The 25,703-nt window shown below is 34.7% G+C and carries 24 protein-coding genes, 1 tRNA gene and 1 pseudogene; 16 read left to right on the plus strand and 10 right to left on the minus strand.

The window, feature by feature from the left end; genetic code table 11:
• Positions 1 to 3 precede the first annotated feature (3 nt).
• From FDY99_RS02280 to FDY99_RS02300, 5 genes are read left to right on the plus strand one after another with little or no spacing between them, the layout of a single operon-like run.
• Positions 4 to 930, plus strand: coding sequence for an FAD:protein FMN transferase (locus tag FDY99_RS02280; RefSeq protein ID WP_139423750.1), 927 nt, complete (start codon positions 4 to 6; stop codon positions 928 to 930).
• 43 nt (positions 931 to 973) lie between these two features.
• Positions 974 to 1,204 carry a DUF4266 domain-containing protein gene (locus FDY99_RS02285; RefSeq protein WP_034978538.1) on the plus strand — a complete coding sequence of 77 codons (231 nt, stop codon included), beginning with the start codon at positions 974 to 976 and terminating at the stop codon, positions 1,202 to 1,204.
• A 33-nt stretch (positions 1,205 to 1,237) separates the two neighbouring features.
• Entirely contained in the window at positions 1,238 to 2,428 is a 1,191-nt protein-coding gene (locus tag FDY99_RS02290) for a DUF3570 domain-containing protein (protein ID WP_139418893.1), read from the plus strand.
• Between the two features lie 6 nt (positions 2,429 to 2,434).
• On the plus strand, positions 2,435 to 3,202 hold the full coding sequence (locus FDY99_RS02295) for a phosphatase PAP2 family protein (RefSeq protein WP_034978534.1): 768 nt from the start codon (positions 2,435 to 2,437) through the stop codon (positions 3,200 to 3,202).
• A 1-nt stretch (position 3,203) separates the two neighbouring features.
• Complete coding sequence (locus tag FDY99_RS02300) at positions 3,204 to 3,899, plus strand: VIT1/CCC1 transporter family protein (protein WP_034978533.1); 696 nt, start codon at positions 3,204 to 3,206, stop codon at positions 3,897 to 3,899.
• Here FDY99_RS02300 and FDY99_RS02305 read toward each other — a convergent pair whose 3' ends face one another.
• From FDY99_RS02305 to FDY99_RS02325, 5 genes are all read right to left on the minus strand, one after another.
• Entirely contained in the window at positions 3,900 to 4,382 is a 483-nt protein-coding gene (locus FDY99_RS02305; RefSeq protein WP_139418894.1) for a DUF6691 family protein, read from the minus strand.
• Between the two features lie 11 nt (positions 4,383 to 4,393).
• On the minus strand, positions 4,394 to 4,957 hold the full coding sequence (locus FDY99_RS02310) for a YeeE/YedE family protein (RefSeq protein WP_034978529.1): 564 nt from the start codon (positions 4,955 to 4,957) through the stop codon (positions 4,394 to 4,396).
• 23 nt (positions 4,958 to 4,980) lie between these two features.
• Positions 4,981 to 6,393 (minus strand): MBL fold metallo-hydrolase, encoded by a 1,413-nt coding sequence (locus FDY99_RS02315; protein WP_034978527.1) that lies wholly within the window; start codon positions 6,391 to 6,393, stop codon positions 4,981 to 4,983.
• Positions 6,394 to 6,478: 85 nt separating this feature from the next.
• The gene (locus FDY99_RS02320; protein ID WP_123856298.1) at positions 6,479 to 7,273 is read right to left on the minus strand and encodes a sulfite exporter TauE/SafE family protein; all 795 of its coding nucleotides are present in this window, start codon (positions 7,271 to 7,273) and stop codon (positions 6,479 to 6,481) included.
• A gap of 71 nt (positions 7,274 to 7,344) precedes the next feature.
• Positions 7,345 to 7,977, minus strand: a complete 633-nt coding sequence (locus FDY99_RS02325) for a Crp/Fnr family transcriptional regulator (protein ID WP_034978522.1) — start codon at positions 7,975 to 7,977, stop codon at positions 7,345 to 7,347.
• Between the two features lie 433 nt (positions 7,978 to 8,410).
• Here FDY99_RS02325 and FDY99_RS02330 point away from each other — a divergent pair, with 433 nt between their 5' ends.
• Together FDY99_RS02330 and FDY99_RS23280 are read left to right on the plus strand one after the other, a co-directional pair.
• The gene (locus tag FDY99_RS02330; protein ID WP_034978520.1) at positions 8,411 to 8,629 is read left to right on the plus strand and encodes a hypothetical protein; all 219 of its coding nucleotides are present in this window, start codon (positions 8,411 to 8,413) and stop codon (positions 8,627 to 8,629) included.
• Positions 8,630 to 8,680: 51 nt separating this feature from the next.
• Positions 8,681 to 9,628 (plus strand): annotated as a pseudogene (locus FDY99_RS23280) (recombinase family protein); the annotation flags it as partial.
• A gap of 580 nt (positions 9,629 to 10,208) precedes the next feature.
• On the opposite strand, the gene FDY99_RS02340 reads toward FDY99_RS23280, so the two are convergent.
• The 3 genes from FDY99_RS02340 to FDY99_RS02350 all read right to left on the minus strand — a co-directional run bounded on the left by FDY99_RS02340 (position 10,209) and on the right by FDY99_RS02350 (position 15,177).
• A tRNA-Arg gene (locus FDY99_RS02340) sits at positions 10,209 to 10,282 on the minus strand.
• A gap of 79 nt (positions 10,283 to 10,361) precedes the next feature.
• Complete coding sequence (locus FDY99_RS02345; RefSeq protein ID WP_139418895.1) at positions 10,362 to 12,131, minus strand: TonB-dependent receptor; 1,770 nt, start codon at positions 12,129 to 12,131, stop codon at positions 10,362 to 10,364.
• An 82-nt stretch (positions 12,132 to 12,213) separates the two neighbouring features.
• The gene (locus FDY99_RS02350; RefSeq protein ID WP_139418896.1) at positions 12,214 to 15,177 is read right to left on the minus strand and encodes a tetratricopeptide repeat protein; all 2,964 of its coding nucleotides are present in this window, start codon (positions 15,175 to 15,177) and stop codon (positions 12,214 to 12,216) included.
• A 251-nt stretch (positions 15,178 to 15,428) separates the two neighbouring features.
• Here FDY99_RS02350 and FDY99_RS02355 point away from each other — a divergent pair, with 251 nt between their 5' ends.
• The 4 genes from FDY99_RS02355 (at position 15,429) to FDY99_RS02370 (ending at position 18,674) form a co-directional block, all read left to right on the plus strand.
• Entirely contained in the window at positions 15,429 to 17,099 is a 1,671-nt protein-coding gene (locus tag FDY99_RS02355) for an APC family permease (protein ID WP_102979850.1), read from the plus strand.
• 7 nt (positions 17,100 to 17,106) lie between these two features.
• Positions 17,107 to 17,718: a hypothetical protein gene (locus tag FDY99_RS02360; RefSeq protein WP_139418897.1), complete on the plus strand. Its 612-nt coding sequence runs from the start codon at positions 17,107 to 17,109 to the stop codon at positions 17,716 to 17,718.
• A gap of 237 nt (positions 17,719 to 17,955) precedes the next feature.
• Positions 17,956 to 18,276 carry a DUF962 domain-containing protein gene (locus FDY99_RS02365; protein ID WP_139418898.1) on the plus strand — a complete coding sequence of 107 codons (321 nt, stop codon included), beginning with the start codon at positions 17,956 to 17,958 and terminating at the stop codon, positions 18,274 to 18,276.
• A gap of 50 nt (positions 18,277 to 18,326) precedes the next feature.
• Positions 18,327 to 18,674, plus strand: a complete 348-nt coding sequence (locus FDY99_RS02370; RefSeq protein ID WP_074230170.1) for a DUF4377 domain-containing protein — start codon at positions 18,327 to 18,329, stop codon at positions 18,672 to 18,674.
• Between the two features lie 55 nt (positions 18,675 to 18,729).
• Here FDY99_RS02370 and FDY99_RS02375 read toward each other — a convergent pair whose 3' ends face one another.
• Complete coding sequence (locus FDY99_RS02375) at positions 18,730 to 19,668, minus strand: SPFH domain-containing protein (RefSeq protein WP_074228071.1); 939 nt, start codon at positions 19,666 to 19,668, stop codon at positions 18,730 to 18,732.
• Positions 19,669 to 19,734: 66 nt separating this feature from the next.
• Complete coding sequence (locus FDY99_RS02380) at positions 19,735 to 21,090, minus strand: deoxyguanosinetriphosphate triphosphohydrolase (protein WP_139423751.1); 1,356 nt, start codon at positions 21,088 to 21,090, stop codon at positions 19,735 to 19,737.
• A gap of 71 nt (positions 21,091 to 21,161) precedes the next feature.
• Between FDY99_RS02380 and FDY99_RS02385 the strand changes: the two genes are divergently transcribed.
• The 5 genes from FDY99_RS02385 (at position 21,162) to FDY99_RS02405 (ending at position 25,649) form a co-directional block, all read left to right on the plus strand.
• Positions 21,162 to 21,893: an endonuclease gene (locus FDY99_RS02385; protein ID WP_139418899.1), complete on the plus strand. Its 732-nt coding sequence runs from the start codon at positions 21,162 to 21,164 to the stop codon at positions 21,891 to 21,893.
• 58 nt (positions 21,894 to 21,951) lie between these two features.
• Positions 21,952 to 22,578: a class I SAM-dependent methyltransferase gene (locus FDY99_RS02390; protein ID WP_139418900.1), complete on the plus strand. Its 627-nt coding sequence runs from the start codon at positions 21,952 to 21,954 to the stop codon at positions 22,576 to 22,578.
• 776 nt (positions 22,579 to 23,354) lie between these two features.
• Positions 23,355 to 23,858, plus strand: a complete 504-nt coding sequence (locus FDY99_RS02395) for a MepB family protein (RefSeq protein ID WP_139418901.1) — start codon at positions 23,355 to 23,357, stop codon at positions 23,856 to 23,858.
• Between the two features lie 183 nt (positions 23,859 to 24,041).
• Positions 24,042 to 24,764, plus strand: a complete 723-nt coding sequence (locus tag FDY99_RS02400; RefSeq protein ID WP_139418902.1) for an AAA family ATPase — start codon at positions 24,042 to 24,044, stop codon at positions 24,762 to 24,764.
• Positions 24,765 to 24,914: 150 nt separating this feature from the next.
• A complete protein-coding gene (locus FDY99_RS02405) occupies positions 24,915 to 25,649 on the plus strand; it encodes a hypothetical protein (protein WP_139418903.1) in 735 nt (244 codons plus the stop codon).
• Positions 25,650 to 25,703: the final 54 nt, after the last annotated feature.

A 25,703-nucleotide genomic window follows, 5' to 3' on the forward strand; every position in this document is an offset into this window, starting at 1 on the left:
ATGATGCTGAAAGAGTTTCGAAAATCCCAAAAACTAATGGGAAATATCTTCGAGATCACTGTTGTGGATGACAGTGAAGCAATTGCTTTTGACCATATCGAAGCTGCAATTTCAGAAATCCAGAGGATCGAGAAATTGCTCACGACTTACAGCGATGACAGCCAGACCAGTCTTATCAACAAAAATGCCGGTATCCAACCTGTAAAAGTAGATGCAGAAGTTTTTCAGCTGATTGAAAGAAGCTTAAGGATCAGCCATATTACAGATGGATATTTTGATATTTCTTATGGCGGAATCGATAAAACCTTCTGGAATTTTGACCGTGAAATGAAGCAGCTTCCTGATCCCGAATTGGTAAAAGAGCATCTGAAACTCGTCAATTACAAAAATATTCTTTTAGATGGGGAAAGCCAAACGGTTTTTTTAAAAGAAAAAGGAATGCGGATCGGTTTCGGCGGTATTGGCAAAGGTTACGCTGCCGAAATGGCGAAAAGAATTCTCCAACAAAGAGAGGTTGCTTCCGGAGTCGTTAATGCTTCCGGAGACCTTACGACTTGGGGATTACAGGCAGACGGAAAACCGTGGACGATCGGTATTGCAGATCCCGACAATGCTGCGCTTCCGTTTTCTTATATGAACATCACCAATACTTCCGTAGCAACTTCCGGCAATTACGAGAAATTCGTAACGATAGACGGTAAAAAATATTCCCATACCATCAATCCCAAAACGGGAATGCCGGTTTCGGGAATCAAAAGTGTGACGATGATCTGTCCGAACGCCGAGATTGCGGATGCCATGGCAACGCCAGTAACGATTATGGGAATAGAGGCTGCAATTGGTCTCGTGGATCAGATCAACCACTTAGAGTGTATTATTATCGATGATCAAAACAATATTCATTCATCAAAAAACATCAATTTCAAATAATGTCTTTGAGAATCTTTGACATTAAACAAGTAAAAAAATCCTAATGAAAAATAGTGTAATAAAAATAATGATGGGCATTTTTATATTCTTTGCCCTTTCATCAGTTCATTCCTGCACAACAGTAAAAGAATACGAAAAAAGCAAGCTCAACGATGCTGAGATGGTTCTTGGCAACCGGACAATTGAAAAGACAGAACTCAGTTTCCAGTCTTATCGCGAAGGCTCTTCAGGAGCTAACGCCGGTAAAGTGGGTGGTGGATGCGGATGTAATTAACATAATAATTACTAAAACCTAAAATGAATTAAAATGAAAAAAGTAATTATAAGCATTATCGCCCTTTTTGGATTCTTCAATGCTCAGGCACAGGAAAACACCAATACTGAAGCCTCCAAAAAATTAAGTCTGGATGAGATCAATCTTGTATCGAGTTATTATAAACAAGACGGAAATAATTCTGCGGTAACGGGCGGTGTAGGATCAGAAAAACTCAACGATATTTCTAATTCCATAGACGTTGTCCTTGTGAATTATGACAAGAAACTAAGAAAGAACAAATATACTTTGGATGTCGGGATAGACCATTATACGTCAGCCTCATCAGATATGATCGATCTCAAGGCCAACTCATCGGCTTCACACGCAGATACAAGGATTTATCCTTCTTTGGGATGGAGCCGTGAAAACGAAGCCAAAGGGAGCACGATAATGGCCGGCGTTTCCTATTCGGGAGAGTTTGATTACCAGTCTATCGGAGCCAATATTGGATTTTCACAGAAAACACCCAACAGAATGGGAGAATTCACGGCCAAGTTTCAGGCTTTTATGGATCAGGTAAAGCTTATTGCTCCGATCGAACTTCGGACTGGAATTACAGGCGGAGGAGAACACGAAGGTTATGGAACCAGCGGGAGAAATACCTATGCGCTTTCCTTATCTTATTCTCAGATCATCAATAAGAATTTTCAATTGGAATTGATGACAGATGCCGTTCAGCAGACAGGTTATCTCAGTTTACCTTTCCACAGGGTTTATTTTACGGATGGATCTGTGCATCAGGAGGCTTTGCCGGATAAGAGATTCAAACTTCCTTTGGGACTTAGAGCAAATTATTTCTTCGGAGATAAGGTGATCCTGAGAGCCTATTACCGCTATTATACCGATGACTGGGGATTGAGATCCAATACGATCAGTCTGGAAACGCCTGTGAAGATATCACCTTTTGTTTCGGTGAGTCCTTTTTACAGGTATTATTCTCAGACGGGTGCCAAATATTTTTCACCTTATCAGCAGCACACGGCGTTTGATGATTTCTATACCAGCAATTATGACCTTTCAAAATTCAGCAGCAACTTTTACGGGGCGGGCATACGCATCAATCCTAAAAATGGACTGTTCGGGATAGAAAGACTCAATATGCTGGAGATAAGGTACGGACATTATACCAAATCAATAGGGATGAAATCAGATATTATTTCCTTAAATTTAAGGTTTAAGTAACTAGCCATGAAAATAGTAACAATCATTGTTTTAACCTGTTCCAATATTTGTTTTGGACAGGTTAAATCTGATTCAGCCGAACTGAAAAAACAAGATATAGAGACTTATGGTGATAAAGTATATCATCCAAGCTACAAAAAACTCATTATTCCGACTGTGTTTATTGGCTTCGGAGTGGTCAGTTTAAGTTCTGATGCGCTCAAAAATCTGAACAGTTCCACAAAGTATGAGATCGGAGAACATCAACCTAAACACATCAAACTGGACAACTATACTCAATATTTGCCTGCAGCAATGGTCTACGGATATAATCTTACAGGCATAAAAGGAAAGCATAATTTAAAGGAGCGGACCATTATATACGGAACCTCACAACTGATTTCTGCTGCGATTGTTTTGCCTTTAAAGCATCTGGTAAAAGAGGAACGTCCGGATGGCACCAATCATCTTTCTTTTCCTTCAGGACATACCACGACCGCTTTTTCTTCGGCACATTTTCTGTTCAGGGAATATCAGGATGAGAACATCTGGCTCGCCATTTCAGGCTACCCCATTGCCATTTTTACGGGAGTATACAGAACCCTCAATAATAAGCACTGGGTAGGCGATGTGGTCGCAGGAGCCGGATTTGGTATTTTAAGTACTGAGCTGGCCTATTGGCTTTTTCCTACCGTAAACAAGCTGTTCAATAAAAAAGAATCCAATACCATAACAATGATCTATCCCGTACTAGAACCTAAAAGTCTTGGAGCAGGATTGGTCTTAAACTTTTGATATGCATCATCTATTAGAAAAACATTATGTCAACAGAATGGGTTGGCTCCGTGCCTCGGTTTTAGGTGCCAATGACGGATTGTTGTCCACTACAAGTATCGTGATCGGCGTTGCTGCAGCACAGCCGGACCGTCACACTATCGTACTTGCAGCACTGGCAGGAATGATCGCCGGGGCTATGTCTATGGCTGCCGGAGAATATGTTTCGGTCAGTTCACAGGAGGATACTGAAAAGGCTGATCTGCTTCGTGAAAAGAGAGAACTCGAAGAAATGCCGGAAGTTGAACTGAAGGAATTGGCAAAGATCTATGAAAGACGAGGCGTCAGCAAAGACACTGCCTTACGGGTAGCAACGGAACTTTCAGAGCACGATGCTTTGGCTGCTCACGCACACGATGAGCTGGGAATAAATGAGATCACTCAGGCCAAACCTTTCCAGGCTGCTTTTGCTTCGTTTGGTTCATTTGCCTTGGGCGCTTTATTACCTTTTGCAGTTTCAATGTTAGCACCTATCAAAGAAATGGTGTATTTCCAGTATGGATTTTCTATTGTTTTTCTGATGGTGTTGGGAGCAATCTCTGCAAAGACCGGAGGTTCCAAAATAGGAGTGGCTGTTTTAAGGATATGTTTCTGGGGAACTGTCGCCATGGGAATCACTGCAGTCGTAGGACACTATTTTGGAGTGACGGTCTCATAATCAATGGGGCAGATTATTTCTAAAATATCCATAGACCCAAGTTCCGAGAACAGCACTCACCAACGTAATAATAACCGCAAAAGATCCTGTTCCAATCTGTGCGAATAAAGGTCCGGGACAAGCTCCTGTAATTGCCCAGCCAAACCCGAAGATCAAACCTCCGTAAATTTGTCCTTTGTTAAAAGTTTTAGGAGCGATGGAGATTTTTTCTCCATAAATGGTTTTCATTTTGAATTTTTTGATGATCCAAACGGAAATCATCCCAGTCACAACTGCGCTTCCAATCACGCCGTACATATGAAATGACTGCAAACGGAACATTTCCTGGATTCTGAACCAGCTGATGATCTCAGCTTTTACAAACACGATCCCGAATAAAACACCAACTATTAAATATTTCAAATCGTGGTACCATTTGTGTTGAAGATGGCTTTCGTTGGTACAAATGGTGTCCTGGTGACGTATATCTGTTTCTTTTTTCATAGTTGATAATATTATAGAGATAAAATAATTGGAAGAATGACATTGGCCATTAAAAAACCGCCGACCATAAAGCAAATCGTTGCTACTAAAGACGGCCATTGCAGATTGGAAAGCCCCATTATCGCGTGTCCGCTGGTGCAGCCTCCTGCATATCGCGTTCCGAAGCCAACCAAAAATCCACCGACAACCATCAGAATGAATCCTTTTAACGTCAATAAACTTTCAAAATTCATCAGTTGTGTCGGGACAAGATTGCTATAATCTGTGATCCCATAGGTTGCCAATTCTGCTTTAAGGTTTGGATTGACTGTAATTTCTCCGGGAATCATCAGCAAATGAGCAGCGATCATTCCTCCGAAGAAAATTCCTAGTACAAAAAACAAATTCCAGGATTCTTTTTTCCAGTCGTATTTGAAAAAACTCACGTTTGCCGGAATACAGGCTGCGCAAATATGTCGCAATGATGAACTGATTCCGAAAGATTTATTGCCTAAAATCAGCAAAGCTGGAACAGTAAGACCAATTAGCGGACCTGCAATATACCACGGCCAGGGTTCTTTTATAATATCTAACATTAATTTACTTATTTAATTCAAAATTACTTCAAAACTTTACTTTGACATACAAAATCGCTTTTGGGAACATCAGTTTGTGCGATGGCTTTAAATCCACCTTCAATTTCGGTAAAATTTCTGTAACCTCTTGCCTGAAGGATACTTGCCGCCATCATACTTCGGTACCCGCCTGCACAGTGAAGATAAAAATGTTCGGTCGGTTCAAGATGGTTAACCCACTCATTGATGTAAGCCAATGGTTTGTTATAGGCTTCATCGACGTGTTCTGCTTCGTACTCACTTTCTTTTCGTACATCAATAATTTTCACCTCTTTATTTTCAATTTCCTTTTCAAAATCTGTAGCAGAAATTCGATGAACTTTGTCAATTTCTTTTCCGCTGTTTTTCCAGGCTGCAAAACCACCTTTCAGAAAACCTATAACATTATCAAAACCTACCCTGCTCAATCTTGTGACCGTTTCCTGCTCTTCATTATCATTGGTAATGAGAAGAATCGGTTGCTTCACATCTACGATCAAAGCGCCGACCCAAGGTGCAAAATCTCCGTCTAATCCAATATTAATTGATTGGGGAACAAAACCTTTTGCAAAATCTTCATTATTCCTTACATCCAGAATCAAAGCTCCTGAATGTTCTGCCATTTCCTCAAATTCTTCAGGAGAGAGAGCGTGGAGACCTTTAGACAAAACCTCATCAAAACTGTCGTAGCCTTTTTTATTCATCGCTACATTCATCCCAAAATAGGCAGGCGGTGGAAGAAGTCCGTCTGTAACAGCTTTTATAAAGCTTTCTTTGTCTTTTTGATTGAGCGCATAATTGGTTTTCTTTTGATTACCCAACGTATCAACGGTTTCTTTCTGCATATTTTTTCCGCAGGCAGAACCCGCTCCGTGCGCAGGATAAACGATGATTTCATCGTCCAGAGGCAGAATTTTTTTGTATAAACTTTCGTAAAGAAGTCCTGCCAATTCTTCCTGGGTCATATTCGCCGCTTTCTGAGCCAGATCCGGGCGACCTACATCGCCAAGAAACAAAGTGTCTCCACTGAAAAGTGCTTTTTCCTCTCCGTTTTCATCAATTAATAAAAAAGAAGAGCTTTCCATTGTGTGTCCCGGAGTATGCAGAACTTTGATTTTGATTTTCCCGATTTCAAAGATCTGCCCGTCCTCAGCAATGATGGCTTCAAACTCGGGCTTTGCAGTTGGTCCGTATATGATTGGTGCATTTGTCTTCTTACTCAGATCAACGTGGCCACTCACAAAATCTGCGTGAAAATGCGTTTCAAAAATGTATTTGAGTTTTACATTGTCTTTTTCCAATCTGTCGATGTATGGCTGGGTTTCTCTTAAAGGATCAATGATCACTGCTTCACCGTTTGAAACAATGTAATAAGCTCCCTGAGCGAGACATCCTGTATAGATCTGTTCTATTTGCATTTTAATATTGTTTTTAAATTTTAATTTGATATAAATTTCCGGGTTTGAATTTTGTTGTACAGCTACTTTTGTTACACAAGAATTTTTAAAGGAAAAGTTCTTTGATGATGATGTAAATCCCCATTACCAAAATGAACCATCCGAAAGCAGGCTTTAGTTTTTTACCGTCAATCTTCTTTGATAATTGGGTACCGATGAGAATTCCTCCAATCGCAATGGCAGAGATGGTTCCCAATAAATTCCATTGAATTTTCATTGCATTGAATGTTGAAAAAAATCCGATCAGAGAATTAAAAGAAATGATCACTAAAGAAGTTCCTATCGCAACTTTCATAGGTATTTTCAGAAGGTTGACCAGTGCCGGAATGATCATGAATCCGCCGCCTGCGCCAACTAAACCGGTGAAAACTCCGACTATTGAACCTTCTCCTGCGGCCAAAAGCGTTTTGTGGTTTTCTGAATGATTGATTTCAGTTGTAATTTCAACTTGTTTTTGAATCATTTTATAAGAGGCAATGATCATTAGGCCTGCAAAAATCAACAGCAGAAATAGATTCTTGGTGACTATGAGGTTTCCAAGACTGAAAATATCATCAGGAATCAATGGCAAAAGGTATTTACGGGTCAGAAAAATAGAAACGATGGAGGGAAGACCAAAGACAAAAGCCGTTTTAAAATTGACCAATCCTTTTTTGAAATAAGAAGCCGAGCCAACCATACTGCTTACACCGACAATGAAAAGCGAATATTCTGTTGCCAGAAAAGCATCTACACCAAAGAGATAAACAAGGACAGGTAAGGTAAGAATACTTCCACCACCACCTATTAACCCTAAAGAAACTCCTATAAAAACCGATGCGATATAACCGTAAATTTCCATTCTTTAACTTTATAAGGCAAAAATGGAAATATCTCTGAAGCTGCACCGCTACTTTTGTTACACAAGGGAATTTAAATAGAATCTGAAAGGATAATTTTGTTTCTTCCTAACATCAATTTTCCGGAATCCTCCAGCTGTTTCAGAAGTCTTGACACCACTACTCTAGCCGTTCCTAGCTCATTGGCAAGCTGTTCGTGGGTAATGATAATGGTTTTAGATCGGGAAATTTCATATTTTTTATGGAGCAGATTGAGTAGTCTTTCATCTACTTTTTTGAAGGCGATTGCATTGATAATATCGAGCAATTCTTCAAAACGTTTGTGATAAAGCCTGAAAATATAATCCAGCCATTCAGGATATTCTTTGATGAATAGTGTGACCTTATCTATTGGTAAAAAAAGGATTTCGGAATCCTCTTCCACTTCGGCTTTTACAATGCTTTTCTCATTGTGCATACCTCCCAAAAACGACATAATGCAGCTTTCACCAGCTTTGATATAATAGAGTAAAATCTCTCTGCCGTCTTCTTCCGTCCTGATGACTTTTAACAATCCTTTCATCACAATCGGAATCGAACGTATAGAAGCATTTTCATCCAGAATGATATCGCCTTCGTGATAGGTTTTCAGTATACCATTCTGGTAAAGTTTATCCTTTAAATCAGGAGAAGAACTGAATTCAGAGGAAAAAAGAAGACTGTCCATTATTAAAAATTTATAACAAATTTAAAGATATTTGAGGAAATTGAACTGACCATTGATCATTCAAATTTTTTAATTGAATGATGTTGATGACCTATATCTCCCACTTCAGAGATGGAAGATTTTATAGAGGACGATGAAAGAAAAGTTTTAAACATAAAGTTTAGTTCTTCCTCAAATGCACTCTTAATAAAATGGCTTATGTTACATAAAAAAATGATTTAGTTTTAAAAAAATGTACATAGTTAACTATTATTTTTCACTAAAATAACCGACAGAATTTTTGCTTTTATGAACATTGGTGCAGCAACTGATTCAAAATAAAAAGACATTAAAAGACAAATAATACGAACATACGTCGAACTTACTTCCCTCATAATTGCCAATCATAATTTAATTTAAATCAACGACAAGAAATTAAATATGATGAGTGCTTATGAAAAAGATTTCTTCACAAAAAAGCGATCGGAAAAATGAATCGCAGGATAGAATTATAGACTTTTCGCAGAATACTTTAAAAAAAGTTTCTTTCGAAAGATCTAAAAAGATTCTCACGGAATCTGGGTTAAATCCAACAGATGACGAAGTCAGGAGTATAATGGATTTTGCACATCAGTTGGCAGATCTTATAATTAAAAACTATATTTTAAAATAAATTTTACTACATTAGCCTGATAGCCACAATGTTAACATCAAACCTACCACTATGCTAATAGCAGATTTATATATTAGAGTTTCTACAGATGAACAAGCTGACAAAGGTTATTCACAGAGGGATCAGCATGAAAGATTAGAAAGATATTGTAATCAAAACCAGATCACGATCGGTCAGGTGATCTTTGAAGACCACTCTGCAAAAAACTTCAATAGACCGGAGTGGACAAAATATATCAATCATATTAAAAAAAGAAGTCTAAAATCCAATTTAGTTCTATTTACAAAGTGGGATCGCTTTAGCAGAAACGCTGGTGACGCTTATCAGATGATTAAATTGCTGCTAGGTAACAACATTTCCCCTCAAGCAATTGAGCAGCCTCTTGATATGTCTATTCCTGAAAATAAGATGATGCTGGCAATCTATTTGGCAGCTCCGGAAGTTGAAAATGATCGCAGAGCCTTGAATACTTTTTATGGAATGAGAAGAGCTCAGAAAGAAGGCAGGCTCATGGGAACAGCATCGTATGGTTATGTTAATAAGTGCACCGAAGATGGTAGAAAATATGTTGGTCTTAAAGAGCCGGAAGCTTCAAATATGCTCTGGGCATTTAATGAGATTGCTAAAGGCAAATACGCCATCAATCAAATAAGGCTGAAGATGAATGCTATGGAGGGTGCAAACATTAGCAGTACATCATTCTACCGGGCAATCAAAAATCCTATGTACTGTGGTAAAATATTTATTAAAGCTTATAAAGACGAAGAAGCCTGTCTTGTTGAGGCTACCCATGAAAGTTTGATTTCGGAATCATTGTTTAATAAAGTACAGAAAGTAATAAGTGGAAAAACTTGGGAAGAAAGACCACAAGGAAAAATAATTGCTCATAATCATTTTCCATTAAGAGGTTTTTTAAAATGTCCAAAATGCGGAGGTCATATTAGCGGTAGCGGATCGAAAGGTAAAAAGAATGTCTACTATTATTATCACTGCAAATCCAGATGTGGATACAGATATGGCTCTGAAATGGTTAATGACGCATTTATAAAAGAGTTAAAAAAATATGAGTGTCATATTGGATTTAGTCAACTTATTAAGGAAATACTTTTAATCAATTTTAAAAATATTCATCAAGGTCTTGACGTGAAGAGAAAAGAAATCTCTTCAAAAATTATCAACTTAAACAATCGTCTAAATAGTGCCAGAGAAAAATATTTAGAAGACAAATTGGATTTTGAAGATTATCAATTGATAAAAAATGAAAGTAAAAAGAAAATTGATGCATTAGAAATGGAACTACAGAATCAAAAGCTGACTGGTAAAAATACCGATATTAGAACAAAACTTGATCAAGTGCTAAAAGTATTACCGAATCTCTCGCAACTCTATACTACAGGGGATTCTGAGACTAAAAAAACGGTAATGTGTTCGATTTTTGCCGAAAAACTCGAATTTTACGAAACAACTTTTCGAACACCCCAGATCAATTCTGCTCTATCTTCTATCTTGCTTATTAACAATCAATTACAAAGGAAAAAAAAAGGAAAAATCACTCCTAAAAGTGATTTTTCCCGCCAAGTGACTTCGGAGGGGTTCGAACCCCCAACCCTCGGAGCCGAAATCCGATATTCTATCCAGTTGAACTACGAAGCCGGTTTTTATATCATTGATAAATGATAATTTATAAGTGATATTGTAATCATTCATCAATTATCATTTACCAATTATTATTTTAGAATGTTATCTTCACTCCTCCTACAACCTGCGCACCAAGAACTTTATAGCCTTTGTACGTTTGGTATTTTGAGCTTAGAAGATTGTTTCCGAGTGCGAAAATACTGAAATTTTTGTGAATTTTGTACTCTGCAGATAAGTTTAGATCAGCATAGCCACCAACTTTATCATTGGTATCTTGAGTTGACTGGAAAATCATCGACGGACTTCCCACTCCTTCAAGCATATACGAGTTTGTCGTTCTATCTGTTGCAAAAATTCCTTTGAAACCTAAAGACAATTTTTTCTCAAACATTGTATATTTTGCACCGATGCTTCCTGTAACTAAAGGTACATTATAGATATTTTCGTAATTTTTTAAATCGTACTTTAAAAATCTTACATCAGCATCTACAATCAGGTTTTCTAACGGGAAATATTGCAAGCTACCTTTAATGTCGCTCACATTTCCGTCATCATAAATTGTAGAAAAAGTATTGGTAAAATCGTAACCGGGTCTGTCTAAAGTAAACTCATTAGTGAAAAGATCATTTGCTCCGAAGAACATAATATTTTTCATTTTCCCGAATCCTGCAGAAACATCATATTTAAAAGTTTCGTCAATGTCACCTCTCAAACCTGCATAAAAATGATACTGTGTTTCTGTAGGTCTCAACATTTGATCTGAAACCAAAAACGGATTTTCCTGTAATAATTCAGCGTACGTATTTAGTTTTAAACCACCGTCAACTCCGCCATAGAATTTAAATTCTTTAGAAGCTGCCACCTGAAATTCAGCCTGTGGAAACCAATATGTTTTATTATTTTTAAGTTCTTCTGCTAAAATCAAATTAGAATTTCTTGCATTTAAAAAGTTAAATGAAGAACCTAACATTAAATAAGATTCACCTTTAGCAAAGGTTACTTTTGGAGCAATATCTGCATTGAAAAACGTTGAAGAATTTTTGTTTAATAAAGCAAAATCTGTCTTTACCGTTTCCAAGCCTAATCCTAAGTCAGCATTCATTACAATTCCGTTTTCTGACAGCTTTACAGCATGCTTTGAAAAGTTGGCTAAAATGGAAGCCTGATTTTCTTTTGCATCAAAATGATCGCTCAAAAATGAAGATTTTACTCTTACATCATTCAGAATTTCATTAGAATAAAAATCATAGTAACCATTTACCTTAAACTGATTTACTTTTTGTTGTAAATCTACATCTGCAGAAGGATTTACAGCATAAATTCCATAATAATTATAGTTATTTAAGCCATATTCTGCGTTCACATTGATTTTTCCTTTTTCACCATAAGAATTTAAAAAAGCTCCCAATGTGGCAGAACTTTGTTTAGAATCCCAAGGATAGACTTTTTTCAGTCCGTTTGTGGATAAAACATGAACATCTGCCCCAACTTCCAGCTTATTTTCAACTGTTGTAGAAATATTAGCATCGGCTAAAATCTTCCCATAATTCCCCATTCCAAGTTGGAAATAGTTGTTTTGAGCCGTTCCGTCAAATTTAGGAGTAACATCTTCACCCTGAATGGTAGAAGTTTTAAAATCTGAAACCGCCGGAACATCAGTAATCGTATATTTTACAGGATTTGCCGACTTCTCTTCAGGCGGATAATTTTTCTCTATTGCTACAGAAGTTTTCTTCTTCTCAATTTTCTTTACTTCCGGTTCTCTTTTCTTGTTAAGAATCAGTTTTTCTTCTCTGATCTGAGAAAACGCCACAGACGAGATTCCCAGAAATAATATAGATAGTATTTGAATTTTCTTGTTCATATATATTGTATTAATGTATAAAGTAAAAAGTACTAATGATTAAATCACATGAATACATTTTACATGAATACGACAGTACATTTTATTTTTTAATCTGCTTTTTAACTTCCTTCGCTTCTGCAACAATTTCAGGGAAATCTGCATAGTTTGAGATGATCTGGTCGCAAGTATAACTCGCCTGATAATTATCTTTCAGACCTATATAGTTTTTCGCCATTAATACCAGTGCTTTTGCTCCCCAATAATCTTCTGATGCGTAATTATTAGCAATTTTAAAGATCGTTTCATTGGAAGATTTATAAGCTTTCGCTTTGTTTTGATAAAATGCTTTTGCATAGAAAGCTTCAGCTGCAACTTCCGTGTTTGAAGATTTTTCAAGAGCTGTATAAGCCGTTTGTGCGTCTTTATCTTTTCCTGAATTCATTAAGCTTCTTGCCTTAATTACTTTTGCTGTTTCAATAACTGCAGCAGAGTTTTTATTGTTGGCAATTACAGCGTTGGCTAATTTTTCAGCTTCCGAGAAATTCTTTTCTTCAGCATACATTTTCATCAACTCAACATTAGCATAATTTTTAACGTTGACATTGGATGAATTTTTAATATTTTCTAAATACTTTTTAGCTTCAGCAGAATTTCCTTGAGCAAGATAAATTTGAGAAACTCGAGTTGCTGCATCATCCTGATAATCGTTCTGAACATTTGCAACTTCCTGAAGAACCAATAATGATTTCGTTGGATTATTGGTCTGATAATAACTTTCACCCAACTCGTATTTAGCCTGATAAAGACCTTCTCCTGTGGGATTTTGAGTTAAATATTTCTCGTAATAAGAGATTGCATTTTTATAATCTTTCTTTGTGAAATACTGTTTTCCAGTCGATAAGTTGATTTCATCAATTTCAGATGCATCGATATTTACGCCTATATTTCTTGCGAAATCAGCATAACCTGAAACATCCCCATTTTTAGTAAAAATCGGTTTCGCAGCCTGAACAATTTTCTGTGCGTAAGCTGTATTTTTATATTGTTCACCCAAAGATTTTAATTCAGATAACGCTTTATCATTTTGGTTTTGGTCAATATAATTCTGCGCTCTGTAAATTGATGCATTCGCTATCAGATCTTTATCTGAAGAAGATTTAATTACTTTTCCGAAGAAATCATTTGAATTGGCAAAATCATTCTGAGCGGCATAAGCTACTCCAATTTCATATTGTGCATCATCAATATATTCTGAAGCAGGATATTTTGAAATTAAAGATTTTAGGTTCGTGATTTTAGCAACATTGTCGTCTTTAAATCCTAAAGCCAAAGCTTTTTGGTAAAAAGTATAGTCTGTTGCGTCTTCGTTTTTATCATAAATCGCAATCGCACGATCTAAATCGTTGTTGGCGTAATTAATATCTGCTAAACGAAGTTCTGCATCATTTTTAAATTCAGGTTTCGGATTTTTTAAATATTGCGTAAAATATTGTTCCGCCTGATCGAATTTTTTAGATTTAAAATAAGCATAACCCAAATCGTAAGAAAGCTGTTGTTTTTCAGGGAAAGTTTCGTTGGTTAATTTTTCGTAACGAACGATGGCAGAAGGATAATTTCCTTTCTGATAATAAACCTGACCCAACCAATACAAAGCTCTGCTGTGGAATTCTTTATTTAAATCGAATTCTAAACTTCTAAGAAAATATTTTTCGGCTTCGTCGAAATTCCCTTTATTGAATTCTTCCGTTCCCAAAAGATAAGAAACTTCCTGATCTACTTTATCGGTTTCAGGAGTTGAGTTTGGCAATTTGTCAATCGCATTCAACGTTTCTTTAAAGTTCCCGGAATACAGATAAGATTTCACCAAAAGTGATCTCATTTCTGCAGTTTTCGCATCGGTATTATTAATGGTAATATAATTCTGAATAACCGTTGTAGGGCTTTCAAAAGGGTTACCAATATCGTAACTCAGTTTTGCATATTGTTCGTGCGCCAGTTTTTTTACACTTGCATCATAATCCATCTGATAAGACGAACGGAATGCAGAAAGCGCTTCCTGCTTTTTCTCAACCGCCAAATAAGAATTTCCTAATTGATAATAAGCATTCTGAGCCAGAGCCGAATTGCTGTTTAACAACTGATTGTAATAAGAAACCGCTTCGTCATATTTTTTAAGCTGCGCTGCAACAAATCCCATTTCATACAAATCGTTTTCAGAAGGGTTTTGCTGAACATTTAAATAATCTTTCAAATGTGGATACGCAGAATTGTAATCATTTTTCATGAAATAAGATTCACCAATGATTTTGTGAACTTCCGCTTTATAAGAAGCTGAAATATCTTCATTCAACAAAGCATTTCCTTCCGAAATTGCTTTATCATAATCTTTATCATTATAATACATCTGTACATAATACGGACGCACCAATTTTGAATATTTAGGTTGATCTTTTACCGAATCAAAATACTGAAATGCCTGATCATTCTGTCTTTTAGAATAATACAAATGTCCCAACATATAAGCGATATCGCCTTTCTGAGATTCATCAGCTGTTTTGTGAGCTTCTTCCAATGCATCAATCGCACCTTTAGAATCGCCCATCATAAATTTAGCATACCCCAATTTCAGAATATACTGTGTATTTTCTTCTTTGGTTAATTGATATTGATTAACTTTCTTTAAAGTTTTTAAAGCCTCTTTAAAATCTTTTTTAGCTAAATAATAATCCGCCAAAGGTAAATTTGCCTGTGCAAAATAGGCAGAATTCGGGTATTCTTTCATGAAAGCCGTCAAACCGTCTTCCGCATGATTTTTCTGAAGAATAACTCCAATGACGTTATCAAAAAACTGCGCAGCTTCTTTTTTCGACTGCTCCAGATTCTGATTATAGAAATACTGGCGTGCATATTCGTATTGAGAAGCGTTGTATATTTTTGTCTGATAAAGATTCTGAGCTAAGTTAAACCTGTAGTTTTCCTTTTGGGTAAAATATTGAGACTGTTGCGCTTCGGAAACTCCGAAATAGAAAACAGCAGCCGCTAAAAGTATTTTTTTTGATTTCATTAATATCAAATTTTAAATTGGATAAGCCTTCAAAAACAAGACCAAATATTTTAATTTTCAGATAAGAGTTATCCACAATCCATCAACGAAAATATCGAAAAGATATTGTATAAACAAGTCTTTTTGCACATTGTTAGTATCTCAATTCTTTTTTAGCACTTATTAACTTTTACATAAGAAACATTAAGAAAATCTTAATTATTTCACAGAAATAATTACATTTGTTTTTTTCAACTTTATATAAACATTGAATGAATCAACTTTTCAGAAGGAAAACCTATTCAGAGACAGACACATCCACTAATCTTTTAAGAGTTCTAGGAACTTGGGACATTGTTTTTTTTGGTATTGCAGCTATTATTGGAGCAGGAAGTTTCAGTAGTTTGGGCGAAGCTGTTTTCAGAGGCGGTCCCGGTGTGATTCTTCTTTATTTAATTTGTGGTTTTGCCTGTGGTTTTACTGCTTTATGCTACGCTGAATTTGCAAGTAGAATTCCAACTGCGGGTTCTGCTTATACCTATGCTTACGCCAGTTTTGGTGAATTGATTGCATGGGTGATCGGTTGGGCTTTGATTATGGAATATTCTTTCGGAAATATTTATGTTGCCTTTTCCTGGTCAGATTATTTCACCAGTTTTCTAGAACGTCTTGGAATGCACATTCCTGATTATCTGACTTGCAGTTATACCGAAGCTAAAAAAGCTTTTACAAACGGTTCTGAAAATAAAGAACTGATTAACGCATGGGTAAATGCTCCTTTATTGGGAAGTTTAAAATTCATCGTCGATATTCCTGCATTGGTTATTAACGGGTTGATTACATGGTTATGTTACCGCGGAGTGAAAGAAAGTAAGAACTTCAACAATTCTTTAGTTATATTAAAACTTGCTGTAATCGTTTTGGTTATTTTGGTTGGTTTTTCTTACATCAATACTGAAAACTGGACACCTGTAAGTATAGAAGGAACTCCTTCTTTTATGCCAAATGGTTTTGCCGGAGTAATGAGTGCCGTTTCAGGAGTTTTCTTTGCTTACATAGGATTTGACGCATTGAGCGTACTTTCTGAAGAAACAAAAGACCCACAAAAAACCTTACCAAAAGGGATGATTATTTCCTTGGTTCTTTGCACTGTAATTTATATTGCTCTGACTTTAGTCTTAACCGGAATGGTAGATTACAGAAAATTTGATGGCATCGGAGATCCACTATCATTTATATTTGAAAAAACGAATGCCAATGTTGCATGGATGGAATTAACAGTTTCTTTCGTAGCGATTGTGGCAATTACTACTGTTTTATTGGTTTTCCAGATGGGACAGCCGAGAATCTGGTACGCAATGAGCCGTGACGGATTGATGCCGAAAAAGTTTCAGGATGTGCACCCAAAATATAAGACACCTTCGTTTGCAACGATCGTTACAGGTATTGTAGTGGGGGTTCCAATTATTTTTACCGACAAAAGTTTCATCTTAGATTTTACAAGTATCGGAACTATTTTCGCATTTGTATTGGTTTGTGCAGGAGTTTTGATGCTTCCGCCAAAAGAAAAACTTAAAGGACGTTTTCACCTTCCTTATATTAACGGAAAAATTATTTTCCCTGTTATTTTCATTGGTTCATTGGTAGGATTCCATTATTTCCAGCCTGATTTTTTTGATCATTTAATGGAATGGTCTGATCCTAAAGAAGGTGAATTTAAAGCTTCTATTTTCTTTTTTATCTTAATCAATCTTGGGCTTTGTGTCTTGACATTTATAAAAAATCTATCTCTAATTCCATTGATTGGTTTAAGCTCTTGCTTATATCTTCTTACCGGAATGAGCCATGAAAACTGGTTTTATTTCGGAATATGGTTTGCCATTGGTTTGATTATTTATTTCTGCTACGGATATAAAAACAGTAAGCTGAGAAAAGAAGCGTAATTGATTGATGAAATATCTTTTCTGTTTACTATTTTTAGTCATTATCGGATGCAACAAAACTAAAGTTGAATCTGATAATCATTCAATTAGTGAAAATTCGGGAGAAAATAAAATTCCTTACAAAGAGTTTTTAATTTCAATCAACAAAAAATCTAAAGAAGAAAAGAAGAATTATCTGTTTCAATTTATCAACTATGATGTTCCAAATTATTGGGCTTCTACTCCATGGTCATTTAACGGAACATCGAGGGAGCCAAAGAAAGAAACAATTGCTTGCGGATATTTTGTAACCAACACGCTGACTGATTTTGGCTTTGATATTAACAGAACTTATTTAGCGCAACAGGCTTCGTCAGTGATGATAAAAAAGCTTTGCAAAGACATTAAATATTTCAGTAAAAGACAAGATTTAGATAAGTATATTTTAAGTAAAAATAAAAATCAGATATATATTGTCGGCTTAGATTTTCACACAGGATTTATTACAAGAGAAAACAAAGACACGTATTTTATTCATTCTAATTACATCAAAAACAAAGGAGTCGTAAAAGAATTAACGCAAACATCACAAGCTTTGAATGCATCAAAAACTTTTATGATTGGAACTTTAAACTATTGACATGATAATTCAATCCTTGTTTTTCGAAAATAAGTGAAACGACTTTGTATACATTAACTTAAAACAATACTAATCAACCATTTGTATAACTTTATGTTTAATTATCGCAATGAAAGATAAAGGCATTTGATTTAAAAAAATTGAATAATTCATCTATACAAAAGCAAGCATTATATTGCAATAAATAATTGGCGAAATTATTGCTAAGGTTCTTTAGGAACTTTAAACTATAATGCCATGTCTGAAAGAATCAAAACATACGATGAGTTCTATGAGTTTTACCTCGGGGAACATAAAAAATTAGGAACCAGAATTTTTCATTTTCTTGGAATTTTATTTGTATTTCTCGTCATCGGTTTTGTAATATATACTGGTAAAGAAAGGTTCTTATGGTATATTCCGATATTCGGATATGGTTTTGCCTGGCTCAGTCACGCTTTTATTGAAAGAAACAAACCTGCCACTTTCAAATATCCGCTTTGGTCTTTAATGTCTGATTTTAAGCTGTTCTTTGAGCTTTTAATAGGGAAACAGAAATTTAATGGAAAACAGGCTTGAATTTTCTTTGGCACAAAACTTGTAAACCAACCCCCAAATTATATGAAGTTATGAAAAATGCGAAACTCTTCCTAAAAGGAACATTACTAGTATCGTCTTTATTTGTTTTATCACAATGTAAGCCGATGCCCAACTCAACTGCAGACAATGAAAAAACATTTATTGTAGGTCCCGAAACAGCAGATTGCACAGGAGTAGCTCCTATGAAATGTCTTCAGGTAAAAGAAAAAGCATCTGATAGCTGGCAAAATTTCTACACCAACATTGAAGGTTTCACTTACGAACCTGGATATGAATATGTTTTAAAAGTAAAAACAGAGAAAATTGAAAATCCACCAATGGATGCTTCTTCAATTAAATATACTTTAATAAAGCAGGTTTCTAAAACCAAGAAATAACAAAAAATCTCTTTCAAAAATAATTTGAAAGGGATTTTTATTTTTTTAAACTATTTTATTCCTGATGTCCTCTATTTTGAGGAGGATTGGGCAATTGAGCTTTAGAATATTCTTCCATTTTTTGGGTTGCCGCCATAGAGACGACCAAATCATTCAGCATAGAACTTGCAGCTGTAGGAGAATTAGGCAGTAAAACTAAATTACTTCTATTATTCGCACCAATCGACTGTAAAGTATCGTAATGCTGAGTAACAACGATTAATGCAGAAGCTTCCTGTGCATTGATATTGGCTGCATTCAGCATTTTTACAGATTCTTCCAGACCTTTTGCGATTTCTCTTCTTTGGTCTGCAATACCTTGTCCCTGAAGTTTTTTAGATTCTGCTTCAGCTTTTGCTACGGCAACAATTCTGATTCTTTGTGCTTCAGATTCGTATTCTGCGGCGGTTTTTTCACGTTCTGCAGCGTTGATTCTGTTCATCGCGTGTTTTACCTGCTCATCCGGATCGATATCGGTTACCAAAGCTTTGATAATATCATAACCATAACTTTGCATCGCTTCCTGTAATTCACTTTTTACAGCAATTGCAATATCATCTTTTCTTACGAAAACATCGTCTAATTTCGTTTTTGGAACTTCTGCACGAACTACGTCAAAAACGTAAGATGTAATCTGATTTTCAGGATTTTCTAAACGATAATATGCATCTTTTACATTTTCTCTAATGACCTGATATTGTACAGAAACTTTCATTTTGATAAAAACATTATCTAACGTTTTAGTATCAATAATAACATCCAATTGTTGAATTCTAAGGTTCAGACGCTTTGAAATCTGATCCAGAAACGGAATTTTCAAATGTAAACCAGCGTGGCTCACTTTCAAAAATTTTCCTAATCTTTCTACAACAGCCGCAGATTCCTGCTTTACTGTAAAGAAAGAAGCGAATAATGTGACAAGTCCAAAAAAGACCAAAATACCTACATACACCATATTTGTTTTATTTTAATTGATATGTCGAGAAGATACGAAAAAGTTACATACCAATCAAACAAGCTGCTACATCGTCATACCGATATCGATTCCTTTTATTTTTCGATAAAGATCAGTTGCATAATTATCAGTCATTCCCGAAACAAAATCAATCACACCAAGAACTTTCTGGTAATCGCTTCCTTCTTCGTAAATAAACTGTTTTGGAATTAATTTTAAAGCTTTAGTGTCGTAAGATTTAATTTTATCTTCAGACTTTAAAATTGACGGAATAAAATGATCAAGCAATTCGTACATTACGTTGTACCCTGCATTTTCAATTTCTACGACAGCTTTATGATTGTAAATTTTTTCGACTGAAAAGCTTTCGATATCCTGCAAAGCTTTATTTTCACTTTTATAAATATCAAGCAAGGCTTTGTCAAGGTTTCCTTCAAGAATTTTATCAAAGTTTTGCTTGTACATCGAAATCGATTTATTAATCAAAGCATTAATAACCTTTGCTCTTAAATAGGAAATCTTTTCGTTGTCATTTCCTATAGAATCGAGCTTTCTTTTTACTCGGTCTACATCATCAGTTTCTGATTTTACCAGCTCAAAAAACAAGTTTGTACAATCGGCCGTTGAAACGATACCCAATCTGTGTGCATCTTCCATATCGATGATATTGTAGCAAATATCATCGGCAGCTTCTACCAACCATACAAAAGGATGCCTTTTGAAAATATAGGGTTCTTCGCTTTCTGAGATTAAATTTGTTCCTTTTGCAATTTCAAGGAAAATATCTTTTTCATTTTGAAAAAATCCGAATTTTTTTCTGTGGATAATGCCTTTTTTCTTGGCAATGGCTTCACAGGGATATTTTGCAATACTTGCTAAAGTTGCAAATGTTAATTGAGTTCCTCCTGCATCTTTTCCGTTTTGCTGTTGTGCTAAAACCCGAATTGCATTGGCATTTCCTTCAAAATTTACCAGATCAGCCCATTCTTTTTTGTTGAATTTAGGTTTCAGATCATTTTCATTTCGGTCAAAATAACTGGCAATTGCATCTTCCCCTGAATGTCCGAAAGCAGGATTTCCAACATCATGACAAAGACAGGCTGCAGCAATTACATTTCCTAAATTATGGTTGTAAAAATTCTTTGATTCTTCTGTAAGATCACTTTTAAAATTTTCAGCTATAAACTCTCCGATCACGCTTCCCAAACTTCTTCCGACAGAAGAAACTTCTAATGAATGCGTTAATCGATTATGCACAAAAACACTTCCCGGAAGTGGAAAAACCTGCGTTTTATTTTGTAATCTTCTGAAAGCCGAAGAAAAGATAATTCTATCAAAATCTCTCTGAAAATCTGTTCTTGAAGCAGTAGTATTTGGATTGTTACCGGTACGCTGACTGGTAAAAATTTGGTTCAAATTCATCATTTTTCAAAATTAATTCAAATTTTACTTTTAAAGGAATAATATTTGAGTTTTTCTTTAAAAACCAACTTATGCCTGAAGGTCCCACAATTGTTCTTATGAAAGAAGATCTACAAAAATTTGTAGGTGAAAAGGTAATTGAAGCTGATGGAAGCGAAATTCCTGAAACTCCCGAAGTAAAAGGAGAAATTCTGCGTGAAATAAAAACTTTTGGAAAACAAACTTATTTGATCTTTGATACAATTATTTTCAAGATCCATTTATTGATGTTTGGTTCTTACAGTTTATACAAAAGAAAAGATATCGATACGCTCCGATTAGGACTGACTTTCAAAGATGGCGGAATGTATTTTTATACGTGTTCGGTAAAAACTGTAGATGAAAGTTTTCTTAAGAAAATAGATTGGGAAGCTGATGTGATGAGCGACAAATGGAGTACGGAAAAAACTGAAAAAGTTTTAAAAGAAAATCCTAAAATGATGATTTGTGATGCGTTGATGAATCAGGATATTTTTTCAGGAGTTGGAAATATTATTAAGAATGAAGCTTTATTCAGAGTTGGAATTCATCCGGAAAGTCTGATTGGAAATTTACCTCCGAAAAAATTAAAGGAAATCATTTCAGAAGCAAGAAATTATAGTTTCGATTTCAAAAAATGGAAAAAAGCGAATGTTTTGAGTAAACATTTTCAGATTTATCATCAGAAAAACTGCCCAAAATGTGGTGAAGAGGTAATTAAAAAAGACACAGGAAAAGGAAAACGTACAAGTTTCTTCTGCAAAAACGATCAGAAATTGTATTAAAAATCATGTTTTTAAGAGCAAAAAATATTCTAAATTTATAAAACCTTAATTACATGAAATGACCGACAACAAATGGCTTGAAAGATGGAACGAAAGATATAGCAATGATGAATTTGCTTACGGAACACAACCCAACAATTATTTAAAAGATCAACTGCAAAAACTGGAAACAGGCTCTGTTCTTTTTCCTGCAGAAGGTGAAGGACGAAATGCCGTTTTTGCTGCTCAACTAGGATGGAATGTTTCTGCATTTGACATCAGTGCTGAAGGGAAAAATAAAGCGCTGCAACTTGCAGAAAACAACAGTGTAGAAATTGATTATCAGGTTGGTGAATTGGAAAATTTGAACTTCCAGAAAGAACAGTTTGATGTCATTGCTTTAATTTATGCTCATTTTCCTGCGGGTATTAAATCTTCAATCCATAAAATGTTAGATACCTATTTGTGTAAAGGAGGTTATATTATTTTTGAAGCATTCAGCAAGAAGCATTTAGATCTTGTGTTAAAAAACGAAAAAGTTGGAGGCCCGAAAGATATTGAGTCTCTATTCTCAATTGATGAAATGAAATCTGATTTTCCGGAATATGAAATTATTGAATTGGAGGAAACAAAAATAGAACTTAATGAAGGGATTTTTCACAATGGTACAGGTTCGGTCATCCGATTTTTAGGAAAGAAAAAATAGAACATTGTAGATTAAACTCTTTTTGAAAATTTAGACCTCCAAATTCAGTGAACCTCCGGAATAAGCAGCAAAAAAAATCAGATCTGTAGACTTCACCCAAAGGGATTTCACAACGCCAAGTTCAAGAGTTTTAAAAAGAAAGGATCTGAGAAAGATTATATTTTTAAATCAAATGCGAAGCCTTCTTTTTATTTCAATGTAGGACTTTCTTACAATCCTTTTGGAAAACCGAGAACAAAATGACATAAAAATTCTAATGCAAAGATGTCAGTTGTTGATGTTTCGAACATTTAATATGCTTTGCATTTCATTTACTTGGTATTGTCAACCTGAAAACAACAAATAAAGAAACATTAACATATTCTTAATTTTTTATGAATTAAATAATTAAAAATAAAAACATTTTACACCTAAAGCAATCAATTCATTAATACTAAATTCATCCAAAAACACACCTACACACTCGTTAAACACTGATATACATCATAGCAATTCAATTTGACACTTCATTTGAAAGTTGTAATATTGCAATTATAAAATTCGCAATAATAAATAAATAATTTAAAAATTCAAAAATTATGATCGCTTATATTGGTATCGCTACATGTGCAGTTATTGTTACTTCTTATTTTGTAACAGCTAGAAAAGAAAGAAACTAGTTTTTAATAAACACGTTCTTTTATTTAACAAATTTCAATTAATATTTTTTTATGTTTGCAGTTCTAAACTGCCGCTCTTTTACTCAACCGGAGTAAAAGAGCCGAAAACATAAAACAATGACTACCCTACTCGAGAAACTTCAAACATTACTTTTTTCAAATCCCGGTTTAGTCATTTCCAATCTACATCAAGAGCAGGAATCCAAAGAATATTTTGGATGCAACTTTCAGCTCAATTCCTTTCAAATTAAATTCAGAAAAGCTAAAGTAACACCCACAAAAGTTGGTCAGTTCGTCACTTTATGGAAAAGAAATCCTATTTCTAAAGAAACAGAACCTTTTACTTCTGAAGACACTTCCGATTTGTATTTAATTCTAACTGAAACATCTGAGAATTTCGGGTTTTTCCTTTTTACGAAAGATGTTTTAATTAAAAATCAAATTCTCAGTACAAATTTAAAAGACGGAAAACGAGGTTTCAGGGTCTATCCGAACTGGGATATTCCACAAAATAAACAGGCAACAAAGACTCAAAACTGGCAGAATCAGTTTTTTATAGATTTTGCTGATGAAAATTATATTGAGAAGTTTGAATCTATTTTAAGATCTGAAGCTCAGTAAAAATTACAATTTTCTCTCGCAGATTTTACGGATTGAGCAGATTTAAAATGCTTTACAATAGATGAATTTAATTTGCAAGAATTTGAAAAATAAAAAGAAGAAATTGTTTTTCAGACTCATTTAAATAGGATTCAAAATTTTAAATCAATTATCTTTGCAGATTAATATAAATGTTCAAGAAATATGAATCTGTACAATCTCATTATTCAGGATAAAGAAGCTGTAACGCTGGATGAAGTTTATCTTGAGCCTCAAAATAAGGAACAATTTGTACAGCTCATCAAAGAACATACTTACATCAAAGAACTTCAGGAATATGGGCTTCCCGTCAATAATAAAATCCTTCTGGAAGGAAGTTCAGGTTGCGGAAAAACAATGACTGCAAAAGCAATTGCCAATGCTTTAGGAAAAAGTATTATTATTTTAAATCTGAGCAATATTGTTTCATCAAGAATCGGGGAAACTTCCCAAAACATAAAAATGATTTTCGACAAAGCTGCAAGAGAAAGATCGGTTCTTTTTCTCGACGAACTCGATCAAATCGGAAAAGCCCGTGGAAGTGATGATAAAGATGTTGGTGAAATGAGACGATTGGTCAACACCTTAATTCAGCTGATCGATTATTATCCCGAAAATGCGCTTTTATTGTGTGCTACCAATCACGCTGAAATTATTGACACCGCCATTATCAGACGTTTTCAGTTAAAAATAAATTACAAAATGCCTTCAAAAGATTTCCTTGATGAATATTACGACCATCTTTTATCTCAATTCCCTGAAGAGTTGAGGAATATTGATAGAAAATACGAGATCTCGTTTGCAGAAGCGAAGGATTATACTTTTACTCTCGTGAAAAGGAGTTTGCTTGAGAAACTGGAAAAAAAAAATAATTTAACATTACAATAGAGCTCTTAGTGTGCAATCCAATATTAAGTAATGAAAGTATCTGCAAATTTCATAATTTCGCTTTAATTCAATTAAACAAAGCTTAGTTACAATTTCATTAACAATCACAAAAACAAAGAACTTTGTTTAATTATTTTCTAAAACTATATTATGAAATTATCAATCAGAATAATATTAATTTTATTTCTAATTTTTGCTTGTTCATGTAAAGAAGAAAAGCCTAAAACAGCTTTTGACAGTGAGCAAAAAAGCATAAATAATGTTCTTAAAAGGTTTCCATTTATAGACAAAAAATTAGAGAAAATAAAAAGACTTGAATTTGATTCTTTAGCAATTTCCTTATACCGAAATGCAGACAAAATAAATTATGATGACGTTTTAGTATTTCAAAAAGGAAATAGTTTTTATGCAATTCCCTTTTTTTCAAATATGTATTATGATTTTTGGGATTTTAGAAATGAAACCGAAAAAAGTCTATTCCCAAATACCAACACAACTTTTGAAAATGAACTCAAAAATTCCGCCATTAAGCTAAATCTTAACGCAAAGGAGAAACAACAAATTTTCATTCAATTAATTACAAGTATTTTAAATACAGAGGACATGCTGGAGAAGAAACCTCAAATCTTCGAAGATTTTGTATTATTTACACCTAGAAAATTGAAATATAAAGACGAAGAAGGAAATGATTGTCTTGAAAGAACAAGCAAATTATACAAACAAATATTGGAAGACAGAGAAAAAGGAATTAGACCTTCTTATATTTTAGATAAAGATAATGGGCGGGTTTATAAAATAATCAATGAATCCAAAAATATAGATGAATATAGCTTAAAAATAGAAACTTATAGAGTTGACTGTTATACAACATTTTATGCACTATAAAACTTCATCAAAAAAACGAAAACTTACTCTGCTTTAATATTTTTTTTACATTAA

The organism is Chryseobacterium mulctrae (genome assembly GCF_006175945.1).
Taxonomy (GTDB): Bacteria; Bacteroidota; Bacteroidia; order Flavobacteriales; family Weeksellaceae; genus Chryseobacterium; species Chryseobacterium mulctrae.